Annotated in this window: 18 protein-coding genes; 8 read left to right on the forward strand and 10 right to left on the reverse strand. The window is 49.1% G+C overall.

Annotated features, from left to right (window positions below; genetic code table 11):
* Positions 1-39: 39 nt before the first annotated feature.
* Positions 40-927 carry a carbohydrate ABC transporter permease gene (locus NSU01_RS28385; protein WP_076247879.1) on the reverse strand — a complete coding sequence of 296 codons (888 nt, stop codon included), beginning with the start codon at positions 925-927 and terminating at the stop codon, positions 40-42.
* A 43-nt stretch (positions 928-970) separates the two neighbouring features.
* On the reverse strand, positions 971-1,906 hold the full coding sequence (locus NSU01_RS28390) for an ABC transporter permease subunit (RefSeq protein WP_231637716.1): 936 nt from the start codon (positions 1,904-1,906) through the stop codon (positions 971-973).
* 442 nt (positions 1,907-2,348) lie between these two features.
* Between NSU01_RS28390 and NSU01_RS28395 the strand changes: the two genes are divergently transcribed.
* Positions 2,349-5,699: a hypothetical protein gene (locus NSU01_RS28395; RefSeq protein ID WP_076247860.1), complete on the forward strand. Its 3,351-nt coding sequence runs from the start codon at positions 2,349-2,351 to the stop codon at positions 5,697-5,699.
* A 46-nt stretch (positions 5,700-5,745) separates the two neighbouring features.
* On the forward strand, positions 5,746-7,911 hold the full coding sequence (gene bglX / locus NSU01_RS28400; protein ID WP_076247862.1) for a beta-glucosidase BglX: 2,166 nt from the start codon (positions 5,746-5,748) through the stop codon (positions 7,909-7,911).
* Between the two features lie 235 nt (positions 7,912-8,146).
* On the opposite strand, the gene NSU01_RS28405 is transcribed toward bglX, so the two are convergent.
* Complete coding sequence (locus tag NSU01_RS28405) at positions 8,147-8,917, reverse strand: DeoR/GlpR family DNA-binding transcription regulator (protein WP_076247864.1); 771 nt, start codon at positions 8,915-8,917, stop codon at positions 8,147-8,149.
* Positions 8,918-9,868: 951 nt separating this feature from the next.
* Between NSU01_RS28405 and NSU01_RS28410 the strand changes: the two genes are divergently transcribed.
* Genes NSU01_RS28410 through NSU01_RS28420 form a run of 3 tightly spaced genes read left to right on the forward strand, consistent with a single transcriptional unit; the run spans position 9,869 to position 15,006 of the window.
* The gene (locus NSU01_RS28410; RefSeq protein WP_076247866.1) at positions 9,869-10,837 is read left to right on the forward strand and encodes a metallophosphoesterase family protein; all 969 of its coding nucleotides are present in this window, start codon (positions 9,869-9,871) and stop codon (positions 10,835-10,837) included.
* Between the two features lie 25 nt (positions 10,838-10,862).
* Complete coding sequence (locus NSU01_RS28415; protein ID WP_076247868.1) at positions 10,863-11,744, forward strand: DMT family transporter; 882 nt, start codon at positions 10,863-10,865, stop codon at positions 11,742-11,744.
* Between the two features lie 40 nt (positions 11,745-11,784).
* Positions 11,785-15,006: an ATP-binding protein gene (locus NSU01_RS28420; RefSeq protein WP_339302361.1), complete on the forward strand. Its 3,222-nt coding sequence runs from the start codon at positions 11,785-11,787 to the stop codon at positions 15,004-15,006.
* A gap of 211 nt (positions 15,007-15,217) precedes the next feature.
* Here the strand turns inward: NSU01_RS28420 and NSU01_RS28425 are convergent, their stop codons facing one another.
* The gene (locus tag NSU01_RS28425) at positions 15,218-15,388 is read right to left on the reverse strand and encodes a hypothetical protein (RefSeq protein ID WP_179093625.1); all 171 of its coding nucleotides are present in this window, start codon (positions 15,386-15,388) and stop codon (positions 15,218-15,220) included.
* A 197-nt stretch (positions 15,389-15,585) separates the two neighbouring features.
* Here NSU01_RS28425 and NSU01_RS28430 point away from each other — a divergent pair, with 197 nt between their 5' ends.
* Positions 15,586-16,704 carry an acyltransferase family protein gene (locus NSU01_RS28430; protein ID WP_076247870.1) on the forward strand — a complete coding sequence of 373 codons (1,119 nt, stop codon included), beginning with the start codon at positions 15,586-15,588 and terminating at the stop codon, positions 16,702-16,704.
* Positions 16,705-16,807: 103 nt separating this feature from the next.
* On the opposite strand, the gene NSU01_RS28435 is transcribed toward NSU01_RS28430, so the two are convergent.
* From NSU01_RS28435 to NSU01_RS28450, 4 genes are all read right to left on the reverse strand, one after another.
* Positions 16,808-17,860: an Rpn family recombination-promoting nuclease/putative transposase gene (locus NSU01_RS28435; RefSeq protein WP_083705726.1), complete on the reverse strand. Its 1,053-nt coding sequence runs from the start codon at positions 17,858-17,860 to the stop codon at positions 16,808-16,810.
* Between the two features lie 68 nt (positions 17,861-17,928).
* Complete coding sequence (locus tag NSU01_RS28440; RefSeq protein ID WP_076247872.1) at positions 17,929-19,029, reverse strand: hypothetical protein; 1,101 nt, start codon at positions 19,027-19,029, stop codon at positions 17,929-17,931.
* A gap of 611 nt (positions 19,030-19,640) precedes the next feature.
* Positions 19,641-21,038, reverse strand: a complete 1,398-nt coding sequence (locus NSU01_RS28445; RefSeq protein ID WP_339302362.1) for a helix-turn-helix transcriptional regulator — start codon at positions 21,036-21,038, stop codon at positions 19,641-19,643.
* Between the two features lie 735 nt (positions 21,039-21,773).
* The gene (locus NSU01_RS28450; protein ID WP_339302363.1) at positions 21,774-23,132 is read right to left on the reverse strand and encodes a helix-turn-helix transcriptional regulator; all 1,359 of its coding nucleotides are present in this window, start codon (positions 23,130-23,132) and stop codon (positions 21,774-21,776) included.
* A 378-nt stretch (positions 23,133-23,510) separates the two neighbouring features.
* Here NSU01_RS28450 and NSU01_RS28455 point away from each other — a divergent pair, with 378 nt between their 5' ends.
* Entirely contained in the window at positions 23,511-23,684 is a 174-nt protein-coding gene (locus tag NSU01_RS28455) for an ImmA/IrrE family metallo-endopeptidase (protein ID WP_256704050.1), read from the forward strand.
* Positions 23,685-23,957: 273 nt separating this feature from the next.
* Here NSU01_RS28455 and NSU01_RS28460 read toward each other — a convergent pair whose 3' ends face one another.
* Together NSU01_RS28460 and NSU01_RS28465 are read right to left on the reverse strand one after the other, a co-directional pair.
* Positions 23,958-25,055, reverse strand: a complete 1,098-nt coding sequence (locus tag NSU01_RS28460) for a hypothetical protein (protein ID WP_076248646.1) — start codon at positions 25,053-25,055, stop codon at positions 23,958-23,960.
* Between the two features lie 290 nt (positions 25,056-25,345).
* Positions 25,346-25,879 (reverse strand): hypothetical protein, encoded by a 534-nt coding sequence (locus NSU01_RS28465; RefSeq protein ID WP_144026221.1) that lies wholly within the window; start codon positions 25,877-25,879, stop codon positions 25,346-25,348.
* A 331-nt stretch (positions 25,880-26,210) separates the two neighbouring features.
* Here NSU01_RS28465 and NSU01_RS28470 point away from each other — a divergent pair, with 331 nt between their 5' ends.
* Complete coding sequence (locus NSU01_RS28470) at positions 26,211-26,402, forward strand: hypothetical protein (RefSeq protein WP_256704054.1); 192 nt, start codon at positions 26,211-26,213, stop codon at positions 26,400-26,402.
* Positions 26,403-26,609 lie beyond the last annotated feature (207 nt).

Consider the following 26,609-nt stretch of genomic DNA (forward strand, 5'->3'; position numbering starts at 1 on the left):
CATCTATAACAAACACCCTTCGATTGAAGCAGGCGTCTATTAACCCTTAACAGCACCGACGGTAAGACCGGTTACGAAGTAACGCTGAATGAATGGATACAGGAGAATGATCGGGCCTGTGGCCAGCACGGCTGTAGCCATTTTGATCGATTGGGTAGGCAGATCGGCTGTATTAATGACCGCTCCCGAGTTGATGAGACTGCCCATATTCGCCTGGTTGATCATGCGCTGCAGGAAGTACTGGAGCGGGAACTTGCTCGGAGAGTCCATGTACAGCATCCCGTTGTACCACTCATTCCAGAAGCCCAGCGCCGAGAACAGCCCGATAGTCGCCAGTGAAGGAATCGCCAGCGGCATGAAGATCCGCCAGTAGATGCGGAAATCGCCCGCGCCGTCAATCGTGGCTGATTCATACAGGGAATCCGGGATCGCCTTCATGAAGTTACGCATCAGGAAGATCGACCACGCCCCTACCACAGCCGGCAGAATCATGGCGAACAGGTTATCCTTCATATGCAGATGCTTGACCATCAGAATATAAGTCGGAATCAATCCTCCGCTGAACAAGGTTGTGAAATAGATCAGGAAGGAGAAGAAGTTACGGTATTTGAAATCCTTGCGGTTCAGGACAAATCCGGCCATGGACATCATGAACAGACCAAGTACTGTACCTACCACCGTAATGAAAATCGTAACCTGATAAGCATCCACCAGCTTGGAGGAGTTACTGAGCAACAATTCGTAGGCCTTGAAGGAAACTTCATTCGGAATCAGCTTATATCCCTCGCGGACAATCTCCTGCTCATTCATGAAGGAGGAAGAGATCATCAGTGCAAAAGGAAACACACAGAACAGTGCAAAGATCGTGATGCAGATGTAACTGATCACTTTTATGAACACACTGCCGGAATCCTGTTTGATTTTAATAGTTGAGCTTGCCATTTTCATCACCCCTGTTTCGAGTCTTGTCTTAGAACAACGCGCTGTCCGGTTCAACCTTGCGTACAATAAAGTTAACCACAAGCACCAGGACCAGGCCGAATAAGGATTGGTAGAATCCTACTGCAGCACCCATCGAGAAGTTAAATTGTCCCACCAGGGAGCGGAAGACATACGTATCTATGATATCCGTCTGCGGATACAGCACGGAGTTTGTGCCAATGAGATTGTAGAACAGGTCGAAGGAGCCTTTGAGAATCCCGCCCATACCGAACAGCAGGAGCAGTATAAAGGTCGGCTTCAGAATAGGCAGGGTCATGTAGCGGATCCGCTGCCAGGTAGTAGCACCATCCATGTAGGCAGCCTCGTACAGATCATGGTTGATCCCTGTGATCGCAGCCAGATAGACAATCATACCGTAGCCGGTACCCGCCCAGATCTTGAAGGCCACAATAATGTATTTCCAGATGCCCGGATCGTTATAGAACTCATAACGGTCCAGCCCTGCCCCCGAGATCATCGTATTGATGAATCCGGAGTTGAAGTTGAATAGATTGTAAGCAAACACACCAACGATAACCATCGAAATGAAGTTTGGCAGGAGAATAACGGACTGGGAGATCTTCTTGAACCATTTCCCGGTTATCTCCGACAACATGATGGCAAACACAATCTGAATAATATTCCCTAAAGCAAGGAATACCAGATTGTAGAGCAGCGTATTCTTGGTGATATTCCAGAGCTCTCCGGTCTGCACCAGGAATTCAAAGTTCTTCAGACCGATAAAATCACTGCCAAAGATACCTTTGTTGAGCTTGTAATCCACGAATGCAACATAAGCGCCGGGCATTACCGCATAATGAAAGACCGCGAAATACACAATGACAGGCAGCAGCATGAGATACAGCACTTTGTTCTTAAACAGTTCCCGGACGATATTTCCGCCGGCATGTACAAATCTTGCCAATGAGCCCACCTCCAAATTGAACGATGCATTCTTACCGCATGCATATCTTTGTTTCACTTCTTGTCCTGCAGCCGGAATGACAACTGCGTGCATACCTTTAATATTTAACCGTATTGGACAGTATAGAAACGTTTCCATTATTTCTTTGTGTTTCCCCTTGCTCAGAGCATACTCCCAAGTTGTATACGCTGTCAAACATTTTTTATTTTCGAATTACAAGTAAAAAAATTACATTCCGCGATATAAAAACGATAATTCGGTCGTTTTTTCGCAGATAATTGACTTTTTTTCGTCTTCAGACTAATATCGAGATGTATCACTTATGGAAACGTTTCTATTTATTCTTTACACGGACATGTCACCTTGTTCTTGTGACATCTGATGATGAATTCCCCCTAACCTAATTCATGTCCCAATCACGTACTGGAAAGAGAGGGTTATTATGATTTTCAAACAACAATCAAACATGATTACCTTAACCCGGGATGACCTTAGTTATACGTTCCTGCCAACAGGAGACATCTTCGAGTTCACCCATGAGTCTACTCTCATTAATCAGTTCCAAGGCAATCCTGTAGATGGTTCAGCTAATAATATCTATCTGCGCGTGCATACGGAGCAAGGAATCAGCAGCTATCCTTTACTCGGAATCCGCTCGGACTCCAAGCTGTCCCATAGTCAAGACCAACTGATTTTTGAAGGTTCTATAGAAGCAATCAGCTACCGTGTGACCTTCGCGCCTGCCCGGGACGGAATCTGGTTCTGGCATATTCAGCTCTCCGGCAGCGGTGAGACCGTGGATGTGGTCTACGGACAGGATATCGGTGTCGCAGGCAAAGGCGGCGTGCTGGCCAATGAGCTGTACATGAGCCAATACCTGGATCACAGCATCTGGGAAGGCACGAACGGCTATGCCGTATGCTCGCGCCAGAACCAGCCGCAGGGCATTGCTTTCCCTTATCTCCAGCAGGGTGCAGTGGGTACGCGCGCAGTAGGCTATTCTACTGACGGTATGCAGTTCTTCGGCGTGTCTTACAAAGGCAGTTATGTACCTGAGGTGCTTAGCGGCAATCTGCAGAACAGCAATTATCAATACGAGCTGGCCTATACCGCGCTGCAGACAGAGCTTATGACGCTGTCCGCTCCCGCCGAATTCGCCTTCTACGGGCTCTTCCGCCCTACTCATCCGGCTGCTGTTACAGAGCTTGAGTTCCAGGCCGAGCTGCAGGCAGCTTACGATGAAATCGACTGGAGCGCGGGTGAGGCTGTGCCGAGCAGAGATGTGCCTGTGCTAAGTACTGATATTGGCGCACCTTATGTCTCTGCACAGTGGTCACAAGCTGAGATTGAGGCGGCTTACCCTAACCGGAAGCTTGAAGAAATTGAGAACGGGGAACTGCTCTCCTTCTTCACGGATGAGCATGTCCATGTTGTACTGCAGCCCAAGGAGCTGCTGGTTGAACGTCCGCACGGCCATATCATCACTACGCTGCTCGATAAAGGCCAAGTCGATAACAACCTAATTTCTTCCACTAACTATATGTACGGAATCTTCAACGGCCAGACGGTTGTCGGCAATACCTCTTTCCATAAACTGCTCTCCACACCACGCGGCCTGCTGAATATTCAGCGGAACAGCGGACAGCGGATCTATGTCCGCCTGGATGGGGTCTACCGGATTCTTACGCTCCCGGCAGCTTACGAAATGGGCGTTAACTTTGCCAGATGGCATTACCAGATTGAGGATGATCTGCTCACGGTTACCGTCTTTGCCGCAGCAGGCCAGCCGGATGTTGCCCTGCAGGTTCAGTCGAAGCTCGGCAAATCCTATGATTATCTGATCACGAACCAGCTTGTTATGGGTGAGCATGAATTCCAGCATCCGGTAAGAGTTGAAGCCAAGGACGGAATTCTGCAGGTTCTTCCTGACGAAGCGTCCGTGCAGCAGCTTCCTTATCCCGGTCTGCATTTCGATATCCAGCTTCCGGGAACGGCCTATACGTACAGCGATGACCGGATGTTCTATACGGACAGACAGCCGCGCAACGGAACGCTGCTGACGATTTCCGTCACGCAGTCGGCAAGCTTCCAGCTTGTAATCCAAGGCCGGCTCACACAGGCCGACAGTCTTCCCCTGGTCTCTCCTTACACTCCGGAAACCGAGGAAGCGCTGTTTAAAGGCTTCTATGAGACATTTACTTCGGGCTTCCACCTCCAGCTTGAAGGAGAAGAGCAGTCACGGATTGATATTCTGAACGAAACTGTATGGTGGTACACCCATAATGCGATGACCCATTTCATTATGCCGCATGGCCTTGAACAGCCGGGCGGAGCCGCATGGGGCACACGCGATGTATGCCAGGGACCGATGGAGTATTTCCTGATGACCCAGCATTATGAGCTGGCCAGAAATGTACTGCTGAAGATCTACTCCCATCAGCTGTGGGAGAGCAAGGAATGGCCGCAATGGTTCATGTTCGACCAGCATCCGGTACAAGCCCATGAATGGCATGGCGATGTCGTACTCTGGCCGCTGAAATGCATCAGCGATTATATTATGGCTACAGGAGACTACACGATTCTTCAGGAACAGGTAGCTTACCACCATCTGGCAGATGCTCTGCCAAGCCAGCAGACCGAAACGGTGCTTGAGCATGTCAAAGCTGCTGTAGAGACAATCCGCGAACGCTTCGTACCGGGCACTTCCCTGATCAATTATGCCGGCGGCGACTGGGATGATACGCTGCAGCCTGCCGATGAAGCCCTGAAGACCAAGCTTGTGAGCGCCTGGACTGTCGCTTTGGCCTTCCAGGTCATCCGCAACCTGTCACAGGTCACGGCAGCCGATGCCGAATTCTCCGCCAGCCTTGCTGTAATGGCAGAAGAGATGAAGGAATCCTTCCGGACGCTGCTGATCAAGGATGGCGTCATTGCCGGCTTCGCTTACTTCCAGGAAGACGGAAGCATTGATTATATGCTTCATCCGCTGGATCAGCAGACGGGTATTAAGTACCGGTTACTGCCGATGACACGCAGTATCATCGCTGAACTGGTCACCCCGGAACAGGCGGTTGCCAATTTCCGCCTGATTGACGAGTATCTGAATCACCCGGATGGCGTGCGGCTGATGGATCGTCCCGCCCGCTATGAAGGCGGCGTAAGTACGATCTTCCGCCGTGCCGAGCAAGCCGCCAGTGTCGGCCGCGAGATCAGCCTGCAGTATGTGCATGCCCATATCCGCTATCTCGAAGCTTCCGCCAAGCTTGGCGAAGCTGACCGCGCTTGGGAAGGCCTGTTCCAAATCAATCCGATCAACATCCGGCAGAGCGTCCCAAATGCCCAGCTGCGCCAGAGCAATATGTACTTCAGCAGCTCGGACGGGAATTTCCCTGACCGTTACAGCTATCAGCAGAACTTCGATCAGCTGCGCGACGGCAGTGTAGAAGTCAAAGGCGGCTGGCGCCTGTATTCCAGCGGTCCCGGAATCTATCTCAATCAGCTCATCTCAGCTATTCTGGGTATCCGCTTCAGCGATGAAGAGCTGATCATTGATCCGGTGCTGCCGGCCAGCCTTGACGGACTGCGCTTCACTTACGAGTGTTTCGGCCGTCCGTTAACCTTTGTCTATCACATCGGCTCAGGCCCGGCCCGTACTCCGGAGCTGCATGCAGCGGGAGTAGCGGTTACCGGCCAGGTCCTGTCCAACCCGTACCGCCCGGGTGCCGTAAGCATCGCCAAGAACAACCTGCTTACACTGCCTGGTGATGAACTGCATATCTATTTGGCACAATAATATATACAGACGATAACTTTCAGTACGCTTAACGAAGGAGTTAGCCATGACTAAACCGTTTATCCAAGATCTCGTGAACGATATGACACTAGACGAAAAGATGGCCCAGCTAACCCAGCTCGGTCCTTACTATTGGGGTCTGGATGATACCGTGGATTTAACGGGTCCATTCAAAGAATTGAACATCAAGCCGCAGGTGATGGAGAACATCGGAAGCGTTCTGAACGGCATTGGCGCACGGAATGTCATTGAGCTGCAGACCCGGCATCTGGAATCCAGCCGCCAGAAGATTCCCCTGCTCTTCATGGCGGATGTCATTCACGGCTACCGGACTATCCTGCCGATTCCGCTGGCGATGGGCAGCAGCTTCGACCTTGAAGCCATCGAACGCTTCGCTGAAATCGCAGCCAGAGAGAGCGCCGCTGCCGGTATTCATGTCACCTTCTCCCCCATGACTGACCTCGTGCGCGATCCGCGCTGGGGCCGGGTGATGGAGACCTCCGGTGAGGACCCTTACCTGAACGCCCGCGTGACCGAGAGCATGGTCCGAGGCTATCAGGGGACAGACCTGAAGGAGCCGGGGCGGATCGCAGCCTGTGTGAAGCATTTCGCCGGCTACGGCGCGCCTGAAGGCGGCCGTGAATACAACACGGTGGATATGTCCGCCGGTGTACTCCGCGAATTCTATCTGCCGGCTTATAAAGCTGCAGTAGATGCCGGTGTCGCCATGGTCATGGCCGCGTTCAATACCATTGACCGTATTCCGGCCAGCGGCAACAGCAAGCTGCTCCGCGGAATTCTGCGGGAGGAATGGGGTTTTGACGGCGTCACCATCGCCGACTTCAACTCTGTCAATGAACTGGTGCCCCATGGCGCTGCACAGGATGGCCGCGAAGCCGCCCACAAAAGCCTTGCCGCAGGCCTGGATATCGAGATGATGTCCACCCACTATCTGAACCATGGGGCCGCGCTGGTCGAAGAAGGACTGCTTGATATCAGCCTGATCGACGAAGCCGTCACCCGGGTACTGGAGCTGAAGGATGCCCTCGGGTTGTTCGACAATCCGTTCAAGGACGCTGATCCGGTGACAGACGAAGCGGATAAGCCCAGCGCTGAGCATCTGCAGGCTGCACGTGAACTCGGTGCAAGCTCGGTGGTGCTGCTGAAGAACGAGAATGAAGTGCTGCCGCTGAAGCCGGGGATGAAGCTCGGTCTGGCCGGTCCATTCGCCACCTCTATTCATGTACTGGGCGGCTGGGCAGGTGCCGAGAAAGATCCGGCAGTCTCTCTCTACACCGGCATCACCGGCAAAATCCCGGCAGCAGATATTACTACAGCAATGACTGGCGAGCTGGGAAGCATGCTGGAGGGTGTCTTCGATGTGGAAGACCACGCTGAGGAGGCCTTCGAACAGCTGAAGGATTGCGATGTCATTCTTGCCGCTGTCGGCGAGAACCAGCAGGATACCGGGGAAGGCGGCAGCAAAGCCAGCCTCCGGCTGTCCGCAAACCAGGAGAAGCTGATCCGGCGTCTGAAGGATACCGGCAAGCCTGTCGTCACTATCGTATTCAGCGGCCGTCCGCTGGAGCTTGCGCCAGTGCTTGATGCAAGCGACGCGCTGGTACAAGCCTGGTTCCTGGGCAGCGAGTCGGGGAATTCCATTGCGGATGTGCTGTTCGGCGATTATAATCCGTCCGGACGCCTGTCCATGAGCTTCCCTTACTCTGTGGGACAGATTCCTGTGTATTATAATGCTTATCAGACGGGACGCCCGTATGATCCCCAGTATCCGGATGTGCGTTATGTAACCCGGTATCTGGATATCCCGAATGATCCGCTGTTCTGCTTCGGCTATGGCCTGAGCTACTCCAGCTTTGCTTACAGCAGCTTCATCGTTGAAGCTGCGGCTGATGGCCGGGTGCTCGCCTCCATTGAGGTAGAGAACACTTCGGAGGTTACCGGCAAGGAGACCGTCCAGCTCTATATCCGCGATGTTACGGCAAGTGTGGTCCGTCCGGTGAAGGAACTGAAGGGCTTCAAGCAGGTTACCCTCGCCGCGCATGAGAAGCAGGTTGTCACATTCGAGATCACCCGCGAGATGCTGATGTTCTACGGCCAGGACGATGAGCTTGTGTTCGAGCCCGGAGACTTCGACATAATGATCGGCCGGAACTCCGGCGATCACGCTACGCAGCGGATCTGGATCGGCTGAGATGCTGATTTGGGCTGCATTTAGTTAGCTGCACCTGGCTTCAGGCGGGTGCAGCACTGCTTCAGACAGGTGAGCACTGCTGGACAGCTGTCTATAACCAGCTAGCTATTCACCAGAAAGCCGCCTATAGCTGGCGGCACACCAGAAAGCGCCAATCTTCCTCACCTTAGGGTGTAAGAGGATTGGCGCTTTTTTGAATTTTCTATGCGGCTTCTGTAAGTTATGCTCCTGTATGTTATGACCCTGTCAGCAGCTCTATATCCAGCCGGGCAAAGGTATCCTTCCATTCTCTTGAGCAGCCGCTGTCGGTCAGAACCATGGAGATATGTTCCATCGGGGCAATCTGCGCAAAGGTAGTGACCCCGAATTTCGAATGGTCGGCGACCAGAATCGATTCCTCGGCCCGTTCCATCATTTTGCGGGAGATGAGTGCTTCTTCAAGATGATAATCGGTAATTCCTTCCGAGAGTGACAGACCTCCGGCAGAGATAAAAGCCTTATTCACCTTGAACTGGCCCAGCAGCTCATGAGCAGTGATGCCTACAGCCGCCTGATAAGCGGCATTCACCTCACCCCCGGCAAAAATAATCTTCCCCTGAAACTGTTCCAGCGCACAGTTTAGGACCGGAACCGAGTTGGTAATGACCGTCACGTGGGCGCGGTCTGTAAGCTGCCGCATAATCTCAAGTGTGGTCGTCCCGTTGTCGAGGATTACTGTCTCGCCATCCTGAATAAGCGAAGCCGCGAGCCTGCCAATGGCCTGCTTGTCCGTCAGATTCATCTGGGAACGCTTCATGAAGGTGGGTTCATTATTCCCGGAACGAATCCGTACGGCTCCCCCATACACCTTGCGCAGACGCCCTTCCTTCTCCAGACGGTCGAGATCGCGCCGGATCGTCTCTGTGGTTACAGCGAACCGCTCAGCCAAAAAATGCACCTGCACTTTCCCCTCCAGCTCCAGCTGGGAGAGGATGGTCTGCCTGCGTTCTTCATAGGTCAGGGACATGTATGATTCCTCCAGTTATAGTGAATTCGCGTTCGCGAATGCTAATTGCCTTATCCGATTTAGGTTATCCATATGTATATGTAATGTTGTTTTGAGTGTATTTTTGTTGATTTCCTCAGTATATGAAGCCGAATCCCACTTGTCAATGCAGCTGCTTTTATCAAAAAGATTTCTCTGGTGGACGGGTGTATCTGCTTACGCTTACGCATCAGAAACTTTAATTCCTTAAATCCTTAATCACTTAATTCTTAATTCCTTAAGTTTCTTACCCCACCATGTTCCCTTGCACTTAGCGTCATTATCTTCTGTTCACGCATATGCCTGCTGTTTGCGTACGTATCGAAGGCGGCGATTCATGGAATAGTTGTATTTCGTACAATTAAAAGTTAGCTAAAGCGTGTATTTATTGCGATAAATGTATTCTGTACAACTAAACATAGCGTGTAGCGATCATTCAGGGAATGGCGGGCTATTTAATTGTATAGAGTGCAGTTAAAATGCTCTGGCGCACCGTATCCGGCAACTTTAGTTGTACAAAATACAGTTAAAGCCTGCGAAGCGAGAAAACGCTCTGCTTCAAGCAGGAGTAAGGTTCCGCACCGGTCGCACTTCCAATTATAGTTCTACTGCATTTTCTGCAGCAGATACCCCCTAATTCCACCGAATAATAGATTCTGTTGCACTCTGTACACTAGAATTTTGTAAAAGAGGTCTTTTGGAGCGAAATTAGAGGAATCAGTTGTATGAAATACAGCAGAATGAGATTTCACGCCGGTATGAGCGAATTCTATTGCAGAAAGTGCAATCTATCCAATTATAGATTGACAGAAACGGATTATCATCCTAAAATCAACATGAAACAACATAATAAAATATAAAACAACACAAAAGCACTTGAACACCTAACGAACTAAATTCATAACTTTATTCAGGCAGAGAGGGGATTTTCACATGAAGCATAAATTATCATTCCGCCAGGATGGAACCTTTACCATCGTACAATTCACCGATCTTCACTGGATGGATGGAAGAGCGGAGGATCAGCGGACGCGGGAGCTTATGGAACGCGTGATGGAAGCGGAGCAGCCGGATCTCGTTATTTTCACAGGTGATCTGATCTATACCGGACCTGTCCCGGAAGGAGAGAAGGCATGCGAGCAGCCCAAGCAGGCGTTCCGGGAGGCTGTGTCCGCTATAGAGAAGAGCGGTACTCCGTGGGCCTTCGTCTTCGGCAATCATGATACCGAGCAAGGTGTCTCCTATAGTGAGCTGATGGATATTGCACTAGAGCATCCCCACTGCCTGGCTGAACCAGGTCCGGCAGAGCTGGCCGGTTCTGGGAATTATACGCTTGAGATTGCGGGCACCGGCACCAGGGCGGGCGCCATTCTCTATATGCTGGACACCGGTGCCTACTCCGGGCTTGCGCAGATTCCCGGCTATAACTGGGTCCGGCAAAGCCAGATCCGCTGGCTGACGGAGCAATCAGCCCGGCTGAATCCCCAGGCAGGTGAGGCCAAGCTGCCTGCGCTGGCATTCTTCCATATCCCGCTGCCGGAATATGCCGAGATGTGGTCCACTCAGACCTGCTATGGCCATAAATTCGAGCAGGTCTGTGCTCCAATGCTTAATTCGGGACTCTTCACAGCTATGGTGGAAATGGGCGATGTGGCAGGTACTTTTTGCGGACATGATCATGTTAACGACTTCACCGGCAGCCTGCATGGCATCCGGCTCAGCTATGGCCGGGCCACCGGCTACAATACTTACGGGCGGGAAGGCTTCATGCGGGGTGCACGTGTCATCCGGCTGACTGAGGGTGATAAGCAGTTCGAGACTTGGCTCCGGCTTGAGGATGGCTCGGCTCTGCTGAAACAACCCTCCCATCCCCCTGTACCTGCCGCTGATTCAGAACACTAATCATCTCTTAAGGGGTTGAATTTTAATGCTGCTGCCAATTCTTTTGGTTCTGGCTTCCGGAATGTGTCACGCGGTGTGGAGCATGTTCACCAAAAGAAGCCGGGACAAAAGCATCTTCCTGTGGTCGATCATGATGATCTCTACTATTCTGCTGCTCCCTATCCTAATAACCGAGCTGTGGACTCACCCGCTTACAGCCGGAGCTTATGCCCTGCTGCTGCTGTCTGTAGCGCTGCAGGCCTTATATTCCTGGCTTTTATCCAGAACCTATGAGATGGGTGACTTATCACAGATATATCCGGTGATGCGGGGGACGAGCACGCTGCTCATCCCGCTGATCGGTGTTCTTTTTCTGGGCGAATCGCTGTCTGTCTATGGATGGGCCGGTATTGCCTTCATGCTCGGCGGATTCGCAGTGCTCAGCGGACTGGGCTCCAGAAGCTCATCCGCATCCCTATCTGCATCCACATCCGCCGCCTCCCGGAAATCCGGATATACGCCGATTCTTATGGCGCTCTGCGTGGGACTCTGCACAACCTGCTATGTATTCGTTGATAAGCTGAACCTACAGCATATGTCTCCGCTCGCGTTGCTTGAGGTCACCAATATCGGTTTTGTCGCCGGTCTGACTCCGGCAGTCCTGAAATCGCGCAAGCTGCTGGAGGAGTGGAAGAGCAACAAGTTCACTATCCTGCTGGGAAGCGTGCTGAATCCGGGCTCGTATCTGCTGTTCCTCTTCGCGCTGCAGCAGGCGCCGCTCGCCCATATCAGCCCGTTGCGGGAGATCGGGACCATATTCGCTACATTCCTGGGCATCCTCCTGCTGAAAGAGCAGCAGGGCTTACGGCGGATTCTGTGCTCAGTAGTCATCTTCGGCGGCATTCTGCTTGTCGGGGTATGGGGGTAAAGCAGGCACCCGCCATTTCCCGGCAGGATAACCCCGAAACATGTCGAATAGAGAACGTATGATGAAGACTAACTTACCGAAGCAAACCATGATCCATACTAAAAGCATATTGAATCTCAAGCACGCTCTGTTGCTGCTGTTATATCTGACCCTCCTGATCAGCATACGTCATCTGTGGTTCAACGCGTATGAGGCGCCTGAGCATCCGGAAGCGAAGCAGGGTATCCTGGATATGCGGGGCTGGGACTTCGAGAACTCCCGGTCTGTACGGCTGGATGGTGAATGGGAATTCTATCCCGGCCAATTCCTCACCTATGAGAACTTCGCCGGACACCCCCCGGATGCGCAGCAGGTTGTGCAGGTTCCCGGCGACTGGAGCAGCGGCTTCCCTGAAGAGGGGCACTCCTCCTTCGGCTACGGCACTTACAGGCTGCGTATACTGGTAGACCCGTCGCTGCAGAAGCCTTACGGATTCTGGATTCAGCGTATCCAGGCGGCCTCCAGCATTGAGGTTAACGGACAGACCGAAGGCAGCTTCGGGCAACCGGCCGTGAGCCGCCAGGACTACAAACCTAAGGCTGTTTCCTATACGGCGGCCTATAATGCGGCAGGACAGCAGGAGATCACGCTGCTGGTCCGTGCAGCCAATTACGATCACCCGCTCGAAGGAGGGATTGTCCGCTCCATCCGTTTCGGCTCCCAGGCAGCGGTGGATACGGAACGGATGTATTCTATCGGCTTCCAGATGGTCACTTTTGTGATCATGCTGCTGCATGCGATGTATGCAGGCATCCTGTTCTTTTTCAACCGCCGGCAAAAAGCGTTCCTGGTGTTCTGCCTGCTGCTCCTGGCGGTAGGTGCTTCAATAGTGACCGATAATGATACCTTGCTGCTGCTCTGGCTGCCGATCAACTATACCTGGGCGCTGAAGCTCAAAATGCTGGCTTATCCTGCGATCTCCCTGTTCATGCTGCTGCTGACCCGCAGCTTCTCCGCACAGGAGCGCCCGGGCCGCTTGTTCAAAGGTTACCTCCTTGCCCTGTGCCTCTACACCGTCTATGTACTGGTACTGCCTGCGCAGTATGTTGTATATGCAAGGCCTCTCTTCTCAGTGCTCTACCTGCTTCCGATCGCAGGAGTCGTGTACTCCATTGGCCGAATGGTCGCCCGGCAGGAGCAGGACTCCGTATTTCTGCTGTTTGCCGCCGCGGCTATCGGCTCCAGTGTCCTTGGCGGTTCCTTGGAATCGAACAGCAAGGCAAGTATTCTGTATTATCCGGTAGATGTCATCGTGGCCATCATCGGTTTCTCCGCTTACTGGTTCAAGCGGTATTTCCGCAATGCAGAGGAGAACCTGCTGCTTAACCAGCAGCTGAAGGAAAGCGATCATCTGAAGGATCAGTTCCTGGCGAATACCGCACATGAACTCAGAACACCGCTGCACGGCATCATCAGCATCGCCCAAACCGTAACAGCGAAGGAGAAATCCCTCCTGGATCATCAAAGCTACCAGGATCTGGAGCTGCTTATTACCATCAGCCGCCGGATGTCCCATATGCTGAATGATCTGCTCGATGTGACCCGTCTGCAGGAGAAGCGGATTGTATTACAGCGTGAACCGTTGGCCATCGGGCCGCTCGTAACCGGAATTCTGAATATGTTTGAATTCATGACGGACAGTAAACAGCTGCAGCTGCGTAACGAATTACCCGCTTCCCTGCCGCCCGTCTGGGGTGATGAGAAGCGGATTGTGCAGATTCTCTATAACCTGCTGCGCAATGCCATCAAATACACGCAGGCCGGATCAGTCACGATATCTGCCGAGGTTACAGGCAAAACCGCAAGGATTAGCGTGTCCGATACCGGTATAGGCATCGACAAGGAGACACAAGCGAGGATCTTCTCGCCTTATGAGCAAGGCAGTAAGGGCATCAATGACGGAGGCGGGATCGGGCTCGGCTTAAGCATCAGCAAGCAGCTGGCAGAGCTTCACGGCGGAGACCTTACCGTGGATTCCGAACCCGGGAAGGGGTCCGTGTTCACCTTCACCCTTCCCCTGGCATCTGCTTCTGAGGTCCGGCATGTGCCGGAAGAGGCCGCGGCTGCAAGGATGAATGACAGCCCCGACATGGAAGACCTGCTGCTTGAACAGGGAGGACTGTTATTCCGGCAGTCTGATACCAGCAGTATCACTGCAGTTGCATCACAAGAGATCCCTTCTCTCCCTCAGCTGCAGGACACCTCCATGACAGCCAAGACTCTAATTCTCGCCGTAGATGATGACCCGATCAATCTCAAGGTGCTCGCCAGCATACTTTCGGATGAACAGCATCAGCTGGTCACGGTCACCAGCGCCCAGGAAGCCCTGGAGCTGCTCGGCACCGAACCCTGGGACCTGCTGATCGCCGATGTCATGATGCCGTACATGTCCGGCTACGAGCTAACGCGGATCGCCCGGCAGCGCTTCTCTGTCTCGGAGCTGCCGATCCTGCTGCTCACTGCCCGCAATCAGCCGGTGGATATCTATACAGGGTTCTTATCCGGAGCCAATGATTATGTCGCGAAGCCTGTGGATGCTCTGGAGCTGAAATACCGGGTCCGCTCCCTGACCGGACTGAAGCAGTCTATTAATCAGAGCCTGCGGCTGGAGGCTGCATACCTGCAGGCGCAAATTCAGCCGCACTTCCTGTTCAATACGCTGAACGCACTGCTGGCCTTAAGTGAATTCGATCTCCCGAAGATGCGTGATCTCGGAGAGGCGTTCTCCTCCTATCTGCGAATTAGCTTCGACTATATGAACTCGCAGCAGCGGGTCGGACTGTCCCATGAGCTGGAGCTGGTCGAGTCCTATCTGTTTATTGAGAAGGCCAGGTTTGACGAACGCCTGCAGATCGAATGGGATGTGGAACCGGGGATCGAGCTGCTCCTCCCGCCGCTCACCCTCCAGCCGCTGGTCGAGAATGCGGTCAGACACGGCCTGCTGAGCCGGAAGGCCGGCGGCCTGCTGCATATCCGCATTCACCGCCGGCAGGGGTACACATCATTTGAAGTAGAGGATAACGGCAAAGGGATGCCCGATGAGCAGGTTCGTCATCTGCTGGACGACAGCGGACTCGGCTTGCCTTCCCGCGGCATCGGACTGCTGAATACCAATCGGCGGCTGACACAGCTGTATGGCCAGGGACTGGTCATTCACAGCCAGCTAGGAGTCGGCACCACCGTTTCTTTTGTAATTCCAGAGCGGGTGAATCTGAACTCTTAACACTCAATTCACCAGAATGTATAAGGGCCGTGGATCAGCATTGATCCACGGCCCTTATACGCTTTTAGGACATCAGCTTGTCCCATAGCTGCTGATAAGACTTATACACGTGCGGGTACTTACGCTTCATTTGCCGGATGCCTATACCCTTCCGCGGTGAAGAAATCATAGGCTTTGGCCTGTACGCCCGGGTACATGCCTTTGTCTTTGATCAGCCGGTCGGTTTCCAGGAGCAGCTTACTTCCCCTTGAGCCAGGCTGCGCTGCTGCTGCACAGCCGGATTGCCGGGATCCATATAGTGGGCAAGCTCGGCGAAGAGCAGCGCTTCTTTGTAGGCTCTGTTCTCTGCCAGCTCACGGCTCTCTTCCAGGAGACGGTCCACCGCTGATTCTCTCTGCCCCCTCAGGCAAGGAGCGCAGAGCTCCTTACTGCCCGGAGCAGGACGGATATGTATCAATGAAGAATATACAACCAGCTGAGGTAGTATATAGAAATAACTATTTTGTACCATTGTCCCTGCCACTTATATCCGATATCGTAGGCTATAACACACCTATGGAAGGGGGCAGATGTCACCCCATGCAAGCATCACAGCCTTCATTATCTGCAGGAAATGGCAGTACGCCGAAGACCACACGGTTGAAAGTTATCGATATGGTCCGCGGCATCACCATCCTGCTGGTCGTCGTTGGACATGCCGGCCTGACTCCAGCTGTACTGAACGATATGTTCAGAGATTTCCGCCTCCCGCTGTTCTTCATCGTCTCCGGTTACTTATTCAGCGCCTCCAGGTATTTTGACAACCTTAAGCTATTACTGCGGACCAAGCTCCTGACTCTCGTCCTCCCCTACTTCACAGCCGGGCTGCTGACTTACTGCCTCTGGGCACTCCTGCGGATGCTCGCCAGCGACCATAGTCCGGGTGTTGGCTGGGTCCAGCCGCTGGCCGCCCTCCTCTACGGCAACTATTCCGATGGACTGCTGCTGAACATCCCCATCTGGTTCCTGACCTGCCTGTTCGTCACACAGATCGTCTTCTGCATCACCATGCGCTACATACACACACGCTCATGGCAGCTCCAGCTCGGAATCATGCTTGCCTTAAGCCTGACCGGCTACGGCCTGGGACGGGTCATCTTCCTGCCCTGGAACATCGATGTGGCCCTCGTGGCCCAGCTCTATGTGTTCATCGGCTATAAGCTGAAGCAGCATCAGGCACTGAGCAATATCCGAATTTTCAATCTGAATACGCTAATCCTGCTGTTCATCTTCCTGGCTGCCGCCTACTTCAACTCCTATGTCGATATGAACAACCGGGTGTACGGCAACCTGCTCCTCTTCTACCTCGCCGGTATCGCCGGAAGCCTGCTCGCCATCAAAGGCACCCAATTGCTGTCCAAGTCCAAATTATTCGCGGCCCTCCTGACCTACATCGGCCAAGAATCCCTGGTCATCCTGATCTTCCATTACGGCGTCTTCATCCTGCTGCTGAACTTCCTCGAACATTATGTGCTGGGGACCTATCTGGGCTGGTTACCGACTACTATAATTGCAGTAGCCGGATCGCTCGCCTTGAACCTGGTGATTCAGAAGGTCCCGGTGCTTAGCTTGCTGATTAGCGGGAGGAGGGGGAAGGGTAGTAGACAATCGACCTCTGAGCCCGATGGCAGAAATGCTATTACACTAACGGGTGGATAAACGTACTGATTTTCCTATACAATGAAAAGAAGACCTTGGGTACTCTCACTCACCAAGGTCTTCTATAGATTATTATAGATATATATCTATTCAGAAGGCTCTCTTACATCAGCTTCTTAATCTCATCCAGTGGTAACTCAACGGCTTTGGATACAGCTTCCGGAGTAAATCCATGAAGCAGCAATTTACGGATAATCTCCGCTTGGGCTTCTTCTTTTCCTTTTTCTTTTCCTTCTTCTATTCCTTCTTCGTATCCCCAACGTTTCCAGTGTGGCATCAGCTCCATTATTGCTTCACCTTCCTCCGGGTATTGTTTCATTAATTCTCTTAGAATCTCTTCATCCTGTTCACGATCCGGCTTGAAATACAAATCTGCCACGGACATAATCAGCGCCAGCCGTCCCTGATCCAAACGTGCTTTTAGCTGCATGAACATTCGCAGGAACTCCCCGCGTACTTCTCTCGCTTCTCTTGTAGTATAACCCATTTTGGCTAGTAACGCAGCAGCCACTGCATTATCCGAATTAATAAATTGGCGCCAGTTCTGCTTACGCAGCTCCACCTTTAGAAACTGGAAGCGAAGGATTTGGTGCTCCGGAATACTCATTTCCAAAGTGTCCTGTTCTTCCCTGATCTCGTCTGAAGTAAAAACCGCAATCGGAATAATCAGCTTATGCTCTTTCCGGTAGCGCTCGAACAGACGGCTGAAGTAAATAAACATCCGTTCGTGAAACTGTGTGTCTCTATACGATTGCGGCTCCAGATGGATTAGAATATAACCGTCAAGCCCTTTGTAGCGGATCTCCAGCAGCAAATCCAGTTCCCGTGCTTCCTCGCCAACGATGTCCACCAACAATTCCTGCATCAGAAACCGGCTTTCACTGTAATCAAGCATAGAATCCAGCTCAGGAAAAAACAATTCAATAAATTCCTTGAAGAACGTCTCCAGCAGCTTCTTAAAAGCCTCATCATGCGGTATGGATATTTCTATCGCCTCCCGTTTCAAAAAATACAGCTTGTCCCATGTGATTATATTCCATTTTACTGGATTCGCATATGATAAAAGGAACAAATGTTCGCTGAAAAAAATGTAAATGAGCAGCGCAAAACGACGGAAACCATTCAGGTTCCCATCGTCATATGAACAAGATTTCATTCTCAAAAAGTCTCCATCGTTTCTATACCAATCACGGAGCAATTCCGCTTATGCCGAGCAAAAAGCAATCAAGCCCGCTCCCGCACAACCTCTTTCAGTGCTGGCTCCCGCCGCGCCGACGCACTTGCCGACATCAGGCTGGAGAGCTGCTTATAATTCATGGCGAACAGCATACCCAGCGCCGCCTCCATCAGGATGATGAGATCCCTGTTCGGGGTCACGAGCGGAATGGCAATTACACCAATGACGATGATCCCCCATGGCAGGAGGTGTTCCAAATACTGCGCTATGAAGCGGTTAAGCCACAGCAGTACATGCATGCCAACATAGGTGCAGATCAGCACCAGCCCCCATATCAGCACAATGTGCAGACGGCCAAGACCCAGCCGGTCAAACGCGAGGATCAGGAACAGATGGGTAAACAGAAACAGCAGCGAATGCCTGCCGACATACAGCAGCGGACTTGCGGGAGCATAGCTTTTGATGCTTCGGAAGAGAGAGAACGCCCCGAACAGCACAGTCATAGACAACAGCAGATAGGGCATGGACATATTATATTTCACGTAATCCGCCTCACTTACGCCACCGTAACTTACAATCCCCAGCAGTGCGGCGGCAACCAAAGTCAGGATGAGGTTCACCCGGTTACTGGCCCGGTACGCAAAGACTCCCGCCAAGAAAGCAAACAGCCAGGGAAAATACGTAAACCCGACCGTCTCTGTGAACACAACAGATTTAAGCGGAAAGTCCGGCAGCCGGTGCCCGATGAACGAATGTACCGCAAACACGGCCAGTGACAGCAGCAGATACAGATAGAGCGGGGGCTTAAGATATTTTTCCAGCAAATAGACACTGAGGACGCCAAGCGCGATGATCTGGGGAACATCCATGATGCGAAAAGCCTGTACATCCGGTCTCCACATCAGATTGTAGGTGAACCCGATGACTGCGAACAGCACATAGAAGCCGAGCAGGGAACTGAAGCTGCGCCGCTTCACCTGCAACGTAGTAGTCACACCTGAGACCGCGAAGAACAGGACAGGGGCCACACCCGCAACAATCTGGAACACCCGTTCATTGCCGTGGAAGTACAGCGGAATATGCGCAATAATCATCAAAATACAGCTAATCCCCTTAATCGCATCCAAGGAATAATCATATGGCTTCATCCCCTCACCTTCCTCTCCGTTCATATGTATTTCAACTAAAGTATAGAGTGAAATCTAAGATCCGCCATCCCTCCAAAGTGTAGCCTTCCATAACATTTTTGCGTATATGTGTAAGTTATAGGTAATGAAAGTGCGCTTGAAGCCAAAAAAATAGAGACCCCTCAGGTCTCGTTAGGTCTCTGTCGTCTCTATATCCCGTTTGCGAAGCAGGTGCCTCCGCTGTTTACCCCGTTTAATCCACATCCGATTCGCATCATCGCGGTAGAACCGGATCTGTATCCATCGCAAAGGTGTCCATATTTCCCTAAAATGATAATTAGGCATGGTCCATCTCTCCCAGACTATAAATAGATTTGCTTCTTATTATAGACCGGGATACCTAGTTTGTTTGTCGGTTTGTGGATGGAAGGGCTAGAATATTATGTACTGTATAAAAGAACAACGTTCCCGGTATTCCGGGAACGTTGCTGAGTACGCCGATTAGATTATTGCTGCCTGGTAAGCATCAACCACCACCTAAACCGTGTCCCATAGTTTGAACTAGAATCTGAGTGCTGATGTTTTCTCCGGGCTCAACAGTAACAACAGGTATAATAATTACAATAGCCAGACTACAGGAAGCTAGAAGCTTGAACAATTTTCTTTTCATGTGAGTCCTGCACCTCTCTAATTAGAAGTTTGTATTGCCCTTTCTCTTCTTCATCTGCCAGATGCCGATGCTGCTCGAATAGATCGACACATTTGAGGATATTGCTCTCATCATTGATTCTAGCAGATGATTCCAAACTCTGCAGGATGAATCTTATTCCTTCTTCACGCTTATTATGTAAATAATAGGCTGCCATTTCAGCGAGGAATTGGGTGTGTTGGTCCAACATAACCTGCCGATTGTAATCGCCAAATTCTGTAGAATACGTCCGGTAAGGGATATAGGAAGCAAACCGCTCCAGAATATAATCAACATTCCAATCATAGCGATTAGCCGATGAGATAATATTGTGTAAAGCTATGAATATCTCATCTGGTCGCTCGGAGATATATTCGACATATTCAGAGAGAGCCCCATATTGTCCTGCCATCACCCGATAGAGCAGTCTGTTCGCGGTCCCCCATTCCTGGAACTGAGCTACAGTCCGCTTCGCTTCTTCATTGTCTTCCTGTATCCAGCTTCCATCCATATAGAGGGACACCCAATCTAATGCCGATGGGTAGTCTCCTATTTTCTCAAACACATTTGAGCGGATAAGCTGTGCGTATAGGATGTAGAAGTACAGGGGTTTCTCAGTTTTTCTCTCGTTGTCCTCTCTGCGGTCCGACTGACGCTGGAGATTATAACGAAGAGTCGCTAATTGCAGCATCTCCTTCGCCAGCTCATCCACCTTATGCCACTTATGCATCGAAACATATACATGAGCGAGATGCTTCAACCCGTCCAATTGATCCGCTTCATCCAGCCGGTCCAGGTAACATTCGAATAGATGCGCCGCCTGCAGATTCCGCGTCTGGTCGTCACCAATGGCAATCCGGAACAGACGGTATTGGCATACCGCGAGTCTCTCGGAATTCTGGTACTTCTCACTGGCACTCACATTCTTATACAACAATTCGGCAGCTTGCCACAGCCCCTCTTGAAACAGTCCTTCAGCCACTTCGAACAGCATGGGGGCATAGGTCAGATTCTCTAGCAGATTCTGAACAACCTGTTCAACGCAATCCAGACGGCCTAGCGCAGCTGACCGCACAAGAAACGGCCGCAGACGCCGCCAGGTTGGTGACGAGTAATAGAAACATTCATCCACGTATAAGCTGTAGAAATAGTCCTCCGGCAGATCCATTGCCTTGGTGATTCGCTCCAGATGATCCATAGCAATCGGCTGCTGACCACTAAGTATCCGGCTGAGCGTTCCTGAATTAATTCCGGATTGTCCGGAGAATTGATTAATGGACATTCCCTTCTGCGACAGATATGTCGCCAGTGCATCGCGAATCATAGTTGTAGTAGGGACCACGCAGACACCACCTAACTGGAATCCAAATATTATATATTTCTTTTATAGATGTAATAATATGTCACATTATCCCAATGTTCAATAGTGTAGGATGTTGCAGATTAGTATAATCCGTGAACTGCGGGCAACCTACTTGCCATTTTCACTGGATTTTACTGTGAATAGATTACGATTCCCGGTTATGGCAAAAAAATAGAGACCCTAGTGGTCTCATAAGGTCTCTGTCGTTTCTATTCCCCGTTTACTTAATAGCTGCCGCCGCTGCGATCCCCGCTTAATCCACAGCCGATTCGCATCATCCCGGTAGAACCTGATCTGTATCCATCGCAAAGGTGTCCATATTTCCCTAAAATGATAATTAGGCATGGTCCATCTCTCCCAGACTATAAATAGATTTGCCTCTAAGTATAGACCGGGATGAACTATTTGTTTGTCATTTTGTGGATGCAGAGGCTAGAATATTATAAGTGATTTTGTCGGAATTGGCTAAAAGCTTAACAATGTATTTTGTACTTCATTACTTTCACTAGGTGCAAAATGACAATTTACAATTTTATTGTTTCACACCAATTTGAACATCTACATAAATAGAGCAACGTTCTCGGTATTCCGGGAACGTTGCTTAGTCTGCGGAATATATTATTGTTGCCCGACAAGCATCAACCGCCACCATAACCGTGCCCCATAGTTTGAATCGACATATGAGTGCTGCTGTTTGCTAGGGGTTAATTGTACTTATAGGTATGCTCCAATTTGAACTTTGTATTGTTCATTCTCTTCTTCATCTGCTTGATTCCGATGCTGTCCAAACAGGTCGACACATTTAATTACATTGCTCTCGTTATTGATTCTAGCAGACGATTCCAAACTTTGCAGGATGAATCTAATCCCTTCTTTGCGCTTGTTATATAAATAATAGACCGCCAATTCAGCAAGAAATCGGGAGTATTGGTTAGCTATGACTTGTTTGTTGTGAAGAATGCCATACTCTGCAAGATTTGTCCGGTAAGGAATATAGGAAGCAAAACGCTCCAGAATATAATCAACATTCCAATCGTAGCGGTTAGCCGACAAGATAATATTGTATAACGCTATGAATATTTCATCTGGTCGCTCGGAGATATATTCGACATAGTCAGAGAGTCCCTCATATTGTCCTGCCATCACCCGATAGAGCAGACGGTTCGCTATCCCCCACTCCTGGAACTGAGCTACAGTCCGCTTCACTTCTTCATTGTTCTCCTGTATCCAGCTTCCATCCATATAGAGAGATACCCATTCTAATGCTGCATTGTAGTCTCCTAATTCCTCACACACTGTTGAACGGATAAGCTGCGCGTACAGGATATAGAAGTACAGGGGTTTCTCGGTTTTTTTCTCGTTACTTTCTCTACGGTCCGACTGACGCTGGAGATTATAACGAAGAGTCGCTAATTGCAGCATCTCCTTCGCTAGTTCATCCACCTTATGCCACCGATTCATTGAACCATAGACATGACCCAAATGCTTCAACCCGTCCAATTGATCCGCTTCATCCAGCCGGTCCAGGTAACATTCGAAGAGATGTGCCGCCTGCAAATTCTGCGTCTGGTCGTCACCAATGGCGATTCGGAACAGACGGTATTGGCATACCGCGAGTCTCTCGGAATTCTGGTACTTCTCACTGGCACTCACATTCTTATACAACAATTCGGCAGCTTGCCAAAGCCCCTCTTGAAACAGTCCTTCAGCCACTTCGAACAGCATGGGGGCATAGGTCAGATTCTCTAGCAGATTCTGAACAACCTGTTCAACGCAATCCAGACGGCCTAGCGCAGCTGAACGTACAAGAAAGGGCCGCAGACGCCGCCAGGTTGGTGACGAGTAATAGAAGCATTCATCCACGTATAAGCTGTAGAAATAGTCCTCCGGCAGATCCATCGCCTTAGTGATTCGCTCCAGATGGTCCATAGCAATTGGCTGCTGACCACTAAGTATCCGGCTGAGCGTTCCTGAATTAATTCCGGATTGTCCGGAGAATTGATTAATGGACATTCTCTTCTGCGACAGATACGTCGCCAGTGCATCGCGAATCATAGTTGTAGTAGGGACCACGCAGACACCACCTAACTGGAATCCAAATATTATATATTTCTTTTATAGATGTAATAATATGTCACATTATCCCAATGTTCAATAGTGTAGAATGTTGCAGATTAGTATAATCCGTGAACTGCGGGCAACCCATTACTGAAAATAGATTACGATTCGCGGTTATGGCAAAAAAATAGAGACCTTAGTGGTCTCGTAAGGTCTCTGTCGTTTCGATATCCCGTTTGCTTAAGAGCCGCCGCCGCCGCGATCCCCGCTTCACCCACAGCCGATCCGCATCATCCCGGTAGAACCGGATCTGTATCCATCGCAAAGGTGTCCACACTTCTTTAAAATAATAATAATAAGGCATGGTACATCTCGCCCAGACTATAAATAGATTTGGTTCTAATTATTGAACGAGAAGCGAATCAATTTACTGTGGAATTGTTGATGCCCGATGAATTGCTTTATGAGTCCATACATAAGGATTATACTGTGCAAGAAGCCGCGGCAATTTACGGAGTCCCCTCTGGGTTTGAACATTTAAAGAAAATTTCTGATTTTGAATTATAGATATATCTGATTGGGAACACTGAGTGAGACATGCTTTTGAAAAAACAGGCTATGGTATGCGACTTCTGTCTCATACCATAGCCTGTTTTATAGAAAATCACACCTCAAATCCAGAGGATTCAAAGAACCTAGCAATGTGTTAGTGCTCTGTCATACTACTTCGATTGTTTTAATATTCTAGCATTCGAAAAACTCCAACAACCATAGAATTGCCCCTTCGAGCTACCACACTTTGCAACCCCCATGGTTTGTACACGCAAATTAAAATTCATATTATCTGTAATAATATCTTAGGGCACTATCACTTACATAATAAGGACATGTGGTATAGTAATGTTGAACAAGTCCCAATTGCCCCCATTTAGAAGTCACATAATATCCAGTCAATCTTCCTAAACTAGTTACTACACCTGAATGTTCATTTCCAGCTGTACTGTAATAGACTTTACCTCCCACTGATGGAGAAGAACTTTGATAATAGCTCCCATCAGTCATATAAGCGTTTGGATAATTCATCCAATACGGATTAGTTGTGCTTTGGCTATACCATGCGTAGGAGTGACAGTTATAAATTGATGTAGCAGGGCTTAATAAGGTAGCGCTTGAATATTTATCTGCTACATAATTATCAGCAGCTTTTTTTTCATCAGAAGTCAGTTGCTCAGCACTTTTATCAACCTGTACTGCTGTACCATTTGGTGTATACACAGTATAACTTGACATTGTGCCAACATTTATCCCTTGTTTTTCTGCTAATACCGAATAGGAACTTGCTGCGGTTAAACCATAAATATTTTTTTGTGCTTGTTTTTGTAAATATTTATTTTCTACTTCTTTTTCTAACTTTTCAGCTTCAGATGTGTTGAGTTTTTTTTGTATTTCATCTTGTCTTAAAATTATTTCCATATTAGATAAATCAAATATTTGATTTGAAGTAACTGTTTTCGTATCTTTTGCTACAGGCATTTGTTGATACTTTTCAATAAGTTTATTAGGTGCATCCTCTCTTTGGTATAACTCTTGAATTCCGTTAAACGTTTTCGATACCACATCAATACCTTGTTGAAGAGTATCATACGCATAGATATCCATTAAAAGTGGATAATTTAATACGGTTTCTATTAACTCGTTTGTTGTTAATTTCTTAAGAGTATCATCCGGAATTTGAGATACCTCTATCATTTTTGTATGATCTATCAATTCATTCCAGGAACTCGTTCCAGGTTTTATAGGATAATCATAACCTATTGCTGCTGCTGTATGTAATTCATTGGTCTCGTTGGCATAGGCAGGAATTGAAAACAAACTAACGCAAATTAAAACGGATAGAATTACAGAAAGGAAAGAAATAGATTTTTCTTTAATTTTCATTTGAATCTCCTCTCAATTTGTTAGTCTTTTCTTGATTTGTTATTACAGCATGACAAGAATGTTAATTATCTCTATAACTAAACTCTAATTTCTTATGTTTCCCACCTCCTCAGTTAATAGTTGATTATCTTTCGCTATACCGTATGATAGATACGGTTGATAGGATCAATTGACATAGAGATCTCAGATTGCAGTAATATTCTCTAAATCTAAGAAAAACAAGGACTTTGTTATTCCAGATTACTTATCCCCATTGCCCTTCCTAAATTTTTCGTAATAAAACCGCCTTCTCAGAGAGCGTTTGATTCGATAACAAATGCGTATTTATATTCACCCTTCCCCCAGAATGCATCTATTATAAAACCTCTAAATACAGTTTTATCTATTTTAGAGTAGGAACTCAATCGAGATGCAATGTGTGTTTCTAATTTAAAACTATAAATTCCTTTCTTTTTGACGTATGGAACCTCGACTATTTCTTTAGGTGTATATAAATAATCTCCATTCGAATTAATTAATCCATCACTTATGGAAAGTTTGTCAGGTGGATTCGATCCAAAATCCAGCGAAATTTCATCACCACTTTTTAAAAATTTTATTTTTTTTGAATTCCCTCCCTCAAAGGCAAATAAAAATATTTTTTTTGTGTCGTTTAATGAAGAACCTTTTTCGGTATTATTCAATGTATTATATTCAATTTTCTCTTTTCCACCGATTATCTCAACAATTCCCGTATGACTGTCATCACACCCGCTAAATGTTATAAACATTGAAAATAAGAATATATTCAATAATATTTTTTTATTTTTATTAATAATGATCATTCCCCTCTTTATGTTCATATAAAATATGCTACAAATACCACCTCACCCTAGTCTAAATCGTACATCAAGAATCCATTTATGTAATTATTTTCTTTTTAAAAGGATATAAATTGAATATAATCTATTTTATTCATAATATCAGGATGGTATTATATATGGCTATCACAAAATCCAAGCTTGGAGCAAATTATATTCGAGCCTTTTGACTTATCCAATAGTTTAAAAAACCATTGGCCCCGCCTGAGAGAAGAAGCACACCACACCAAAAAGATCTAACACACTTGTGTGGGCGATTCTAACAATGGATGAAGCCCATTTATTGGACCGGGAGATGCTGGAGGAGCTACGCTTTCTGCTGAACATGAAAATGGATTCCGAGAGCCCTATGGCCTTAATACTCGTCGGACAAAGTGAGCTGTGGGACCGACTCGGGCGACAAGCATACGCGGCGATCCGCCAGCGAATCGATATGCAGTGTTTATCTTCCACATCTGGGCCGCGCAGAAATGGGAGGCCTATATGAAGAGGCATCTGAGCGCTGCCGGTGAAGCGCACGAGTTGTTTATGGAGGCGGCGATAGATGAAATCTACCGTTTTTCCAGCAGAGCTGCCGGCTGGTGAACAAGCTATGCACGCACGCCTTAATCTACGGCGCACAGAGCAGGCACCGGATTGTGGACGACCATATAGTCAAGCATGTGATTCAGGAAGAATTGTCATGATTCTCCCT

The organism is Paenibacillus sp. FSL H8-0259 (assembly GCF_037963255.1).
Classification (GTDB): Bacteria; Bacillota; Bacilli; order Paenibacillales; family Paenibacillaceae; genus Paenibacillus_AQ; species Paenibacillus_AQ phytohabitans.

Excerpts from the sequence above, each read along its gene's own strand:
- NSU01_RS28395 (WP_076247860.1), top strand. The coding sequence starts at position 2,349 with ATGATTTTCAAACAACAATCAAACATGATTACCTTAACCCGGGATGAC.
- bglX (WP_076247862.1), top strand. The coding sequence starts at position 5,746 with ATGACTAAACCGTTTATCCAAGATCTCGTGAACGATATGACACTAGAC.
- NSU01_RS28405 (WP_076247864.1), bottom strand. The coding sequence starts at position 8,917 with ATGTCCCTGACCTATGAAGAACGCAGGCAGACCATCCTCTCCCAGCTG.
- NSU01_RS28410 (WP_076247866.1), top strand. The coding sequence starts at position 9,869 with ATGAAGCATAAATTATCATTCCGCCAGGATGGAACCTTTACCATCGTA.
- NSU01_RS28415 (WP_076247868.1), top strand. The coding sequence starts at position 10,863 with ATGCTGCTGCCAATTCTTTTGGTTCTGGCTTCCGGAATGTGTCACGCG.
- NSU01_RS28420 (WP_339302361.1), top strand. The coding sequence starts at position 11,785 with ATGTCGAATAGAGAACGTATGATGAAGACTAACTTACCGAAGCAAACC.
- NSU01_RS28430 (WP_076247870.1), top strand. The coding sequence starts at position 15,586 with ATGCAAGCATCACAGCCTTCATTATCTGCAGGAAATGGCAGTACGCCG.
- NSU01_RS28435 (WP_083705726.1), bottom strand. The coding sequence starts at position 17,860 with ATGAAATCTTGTTCATATGACGATGGGAACCTGAATGGTTTCCGTCGT.
- NSU01_RS28440 (WP_076247872.1), bottom strand. The coding sequence starts at position 19,029 with ATGAAGCCATATGATTATTCCTTGGATGCGATTAAGGGGATTAGCTGT.
- NSU01_RS28460 (WP_076248646.1), bottom strand. The coding sequence starts at position 25,055 with ATGAAAATTAAAGAAAAATCTATTTCTTTCCTTTCTGTAATTCTATCC.
- NSU01_RS28465 (WP_144026221.1), bottom strand. The coding sequence starts at position 25,879 with ATGATCATTATTAATAAAAATAAAAAAATATTATTGAATATATTCTTA.
- NSU01_RS28470 (WP_256704054.1), top strand. The coding sequence starts at position 26,211 with ATGCTGGAGGAGCTACGCTTTCTGCTGAACATGAAAATGGATTCCGAG.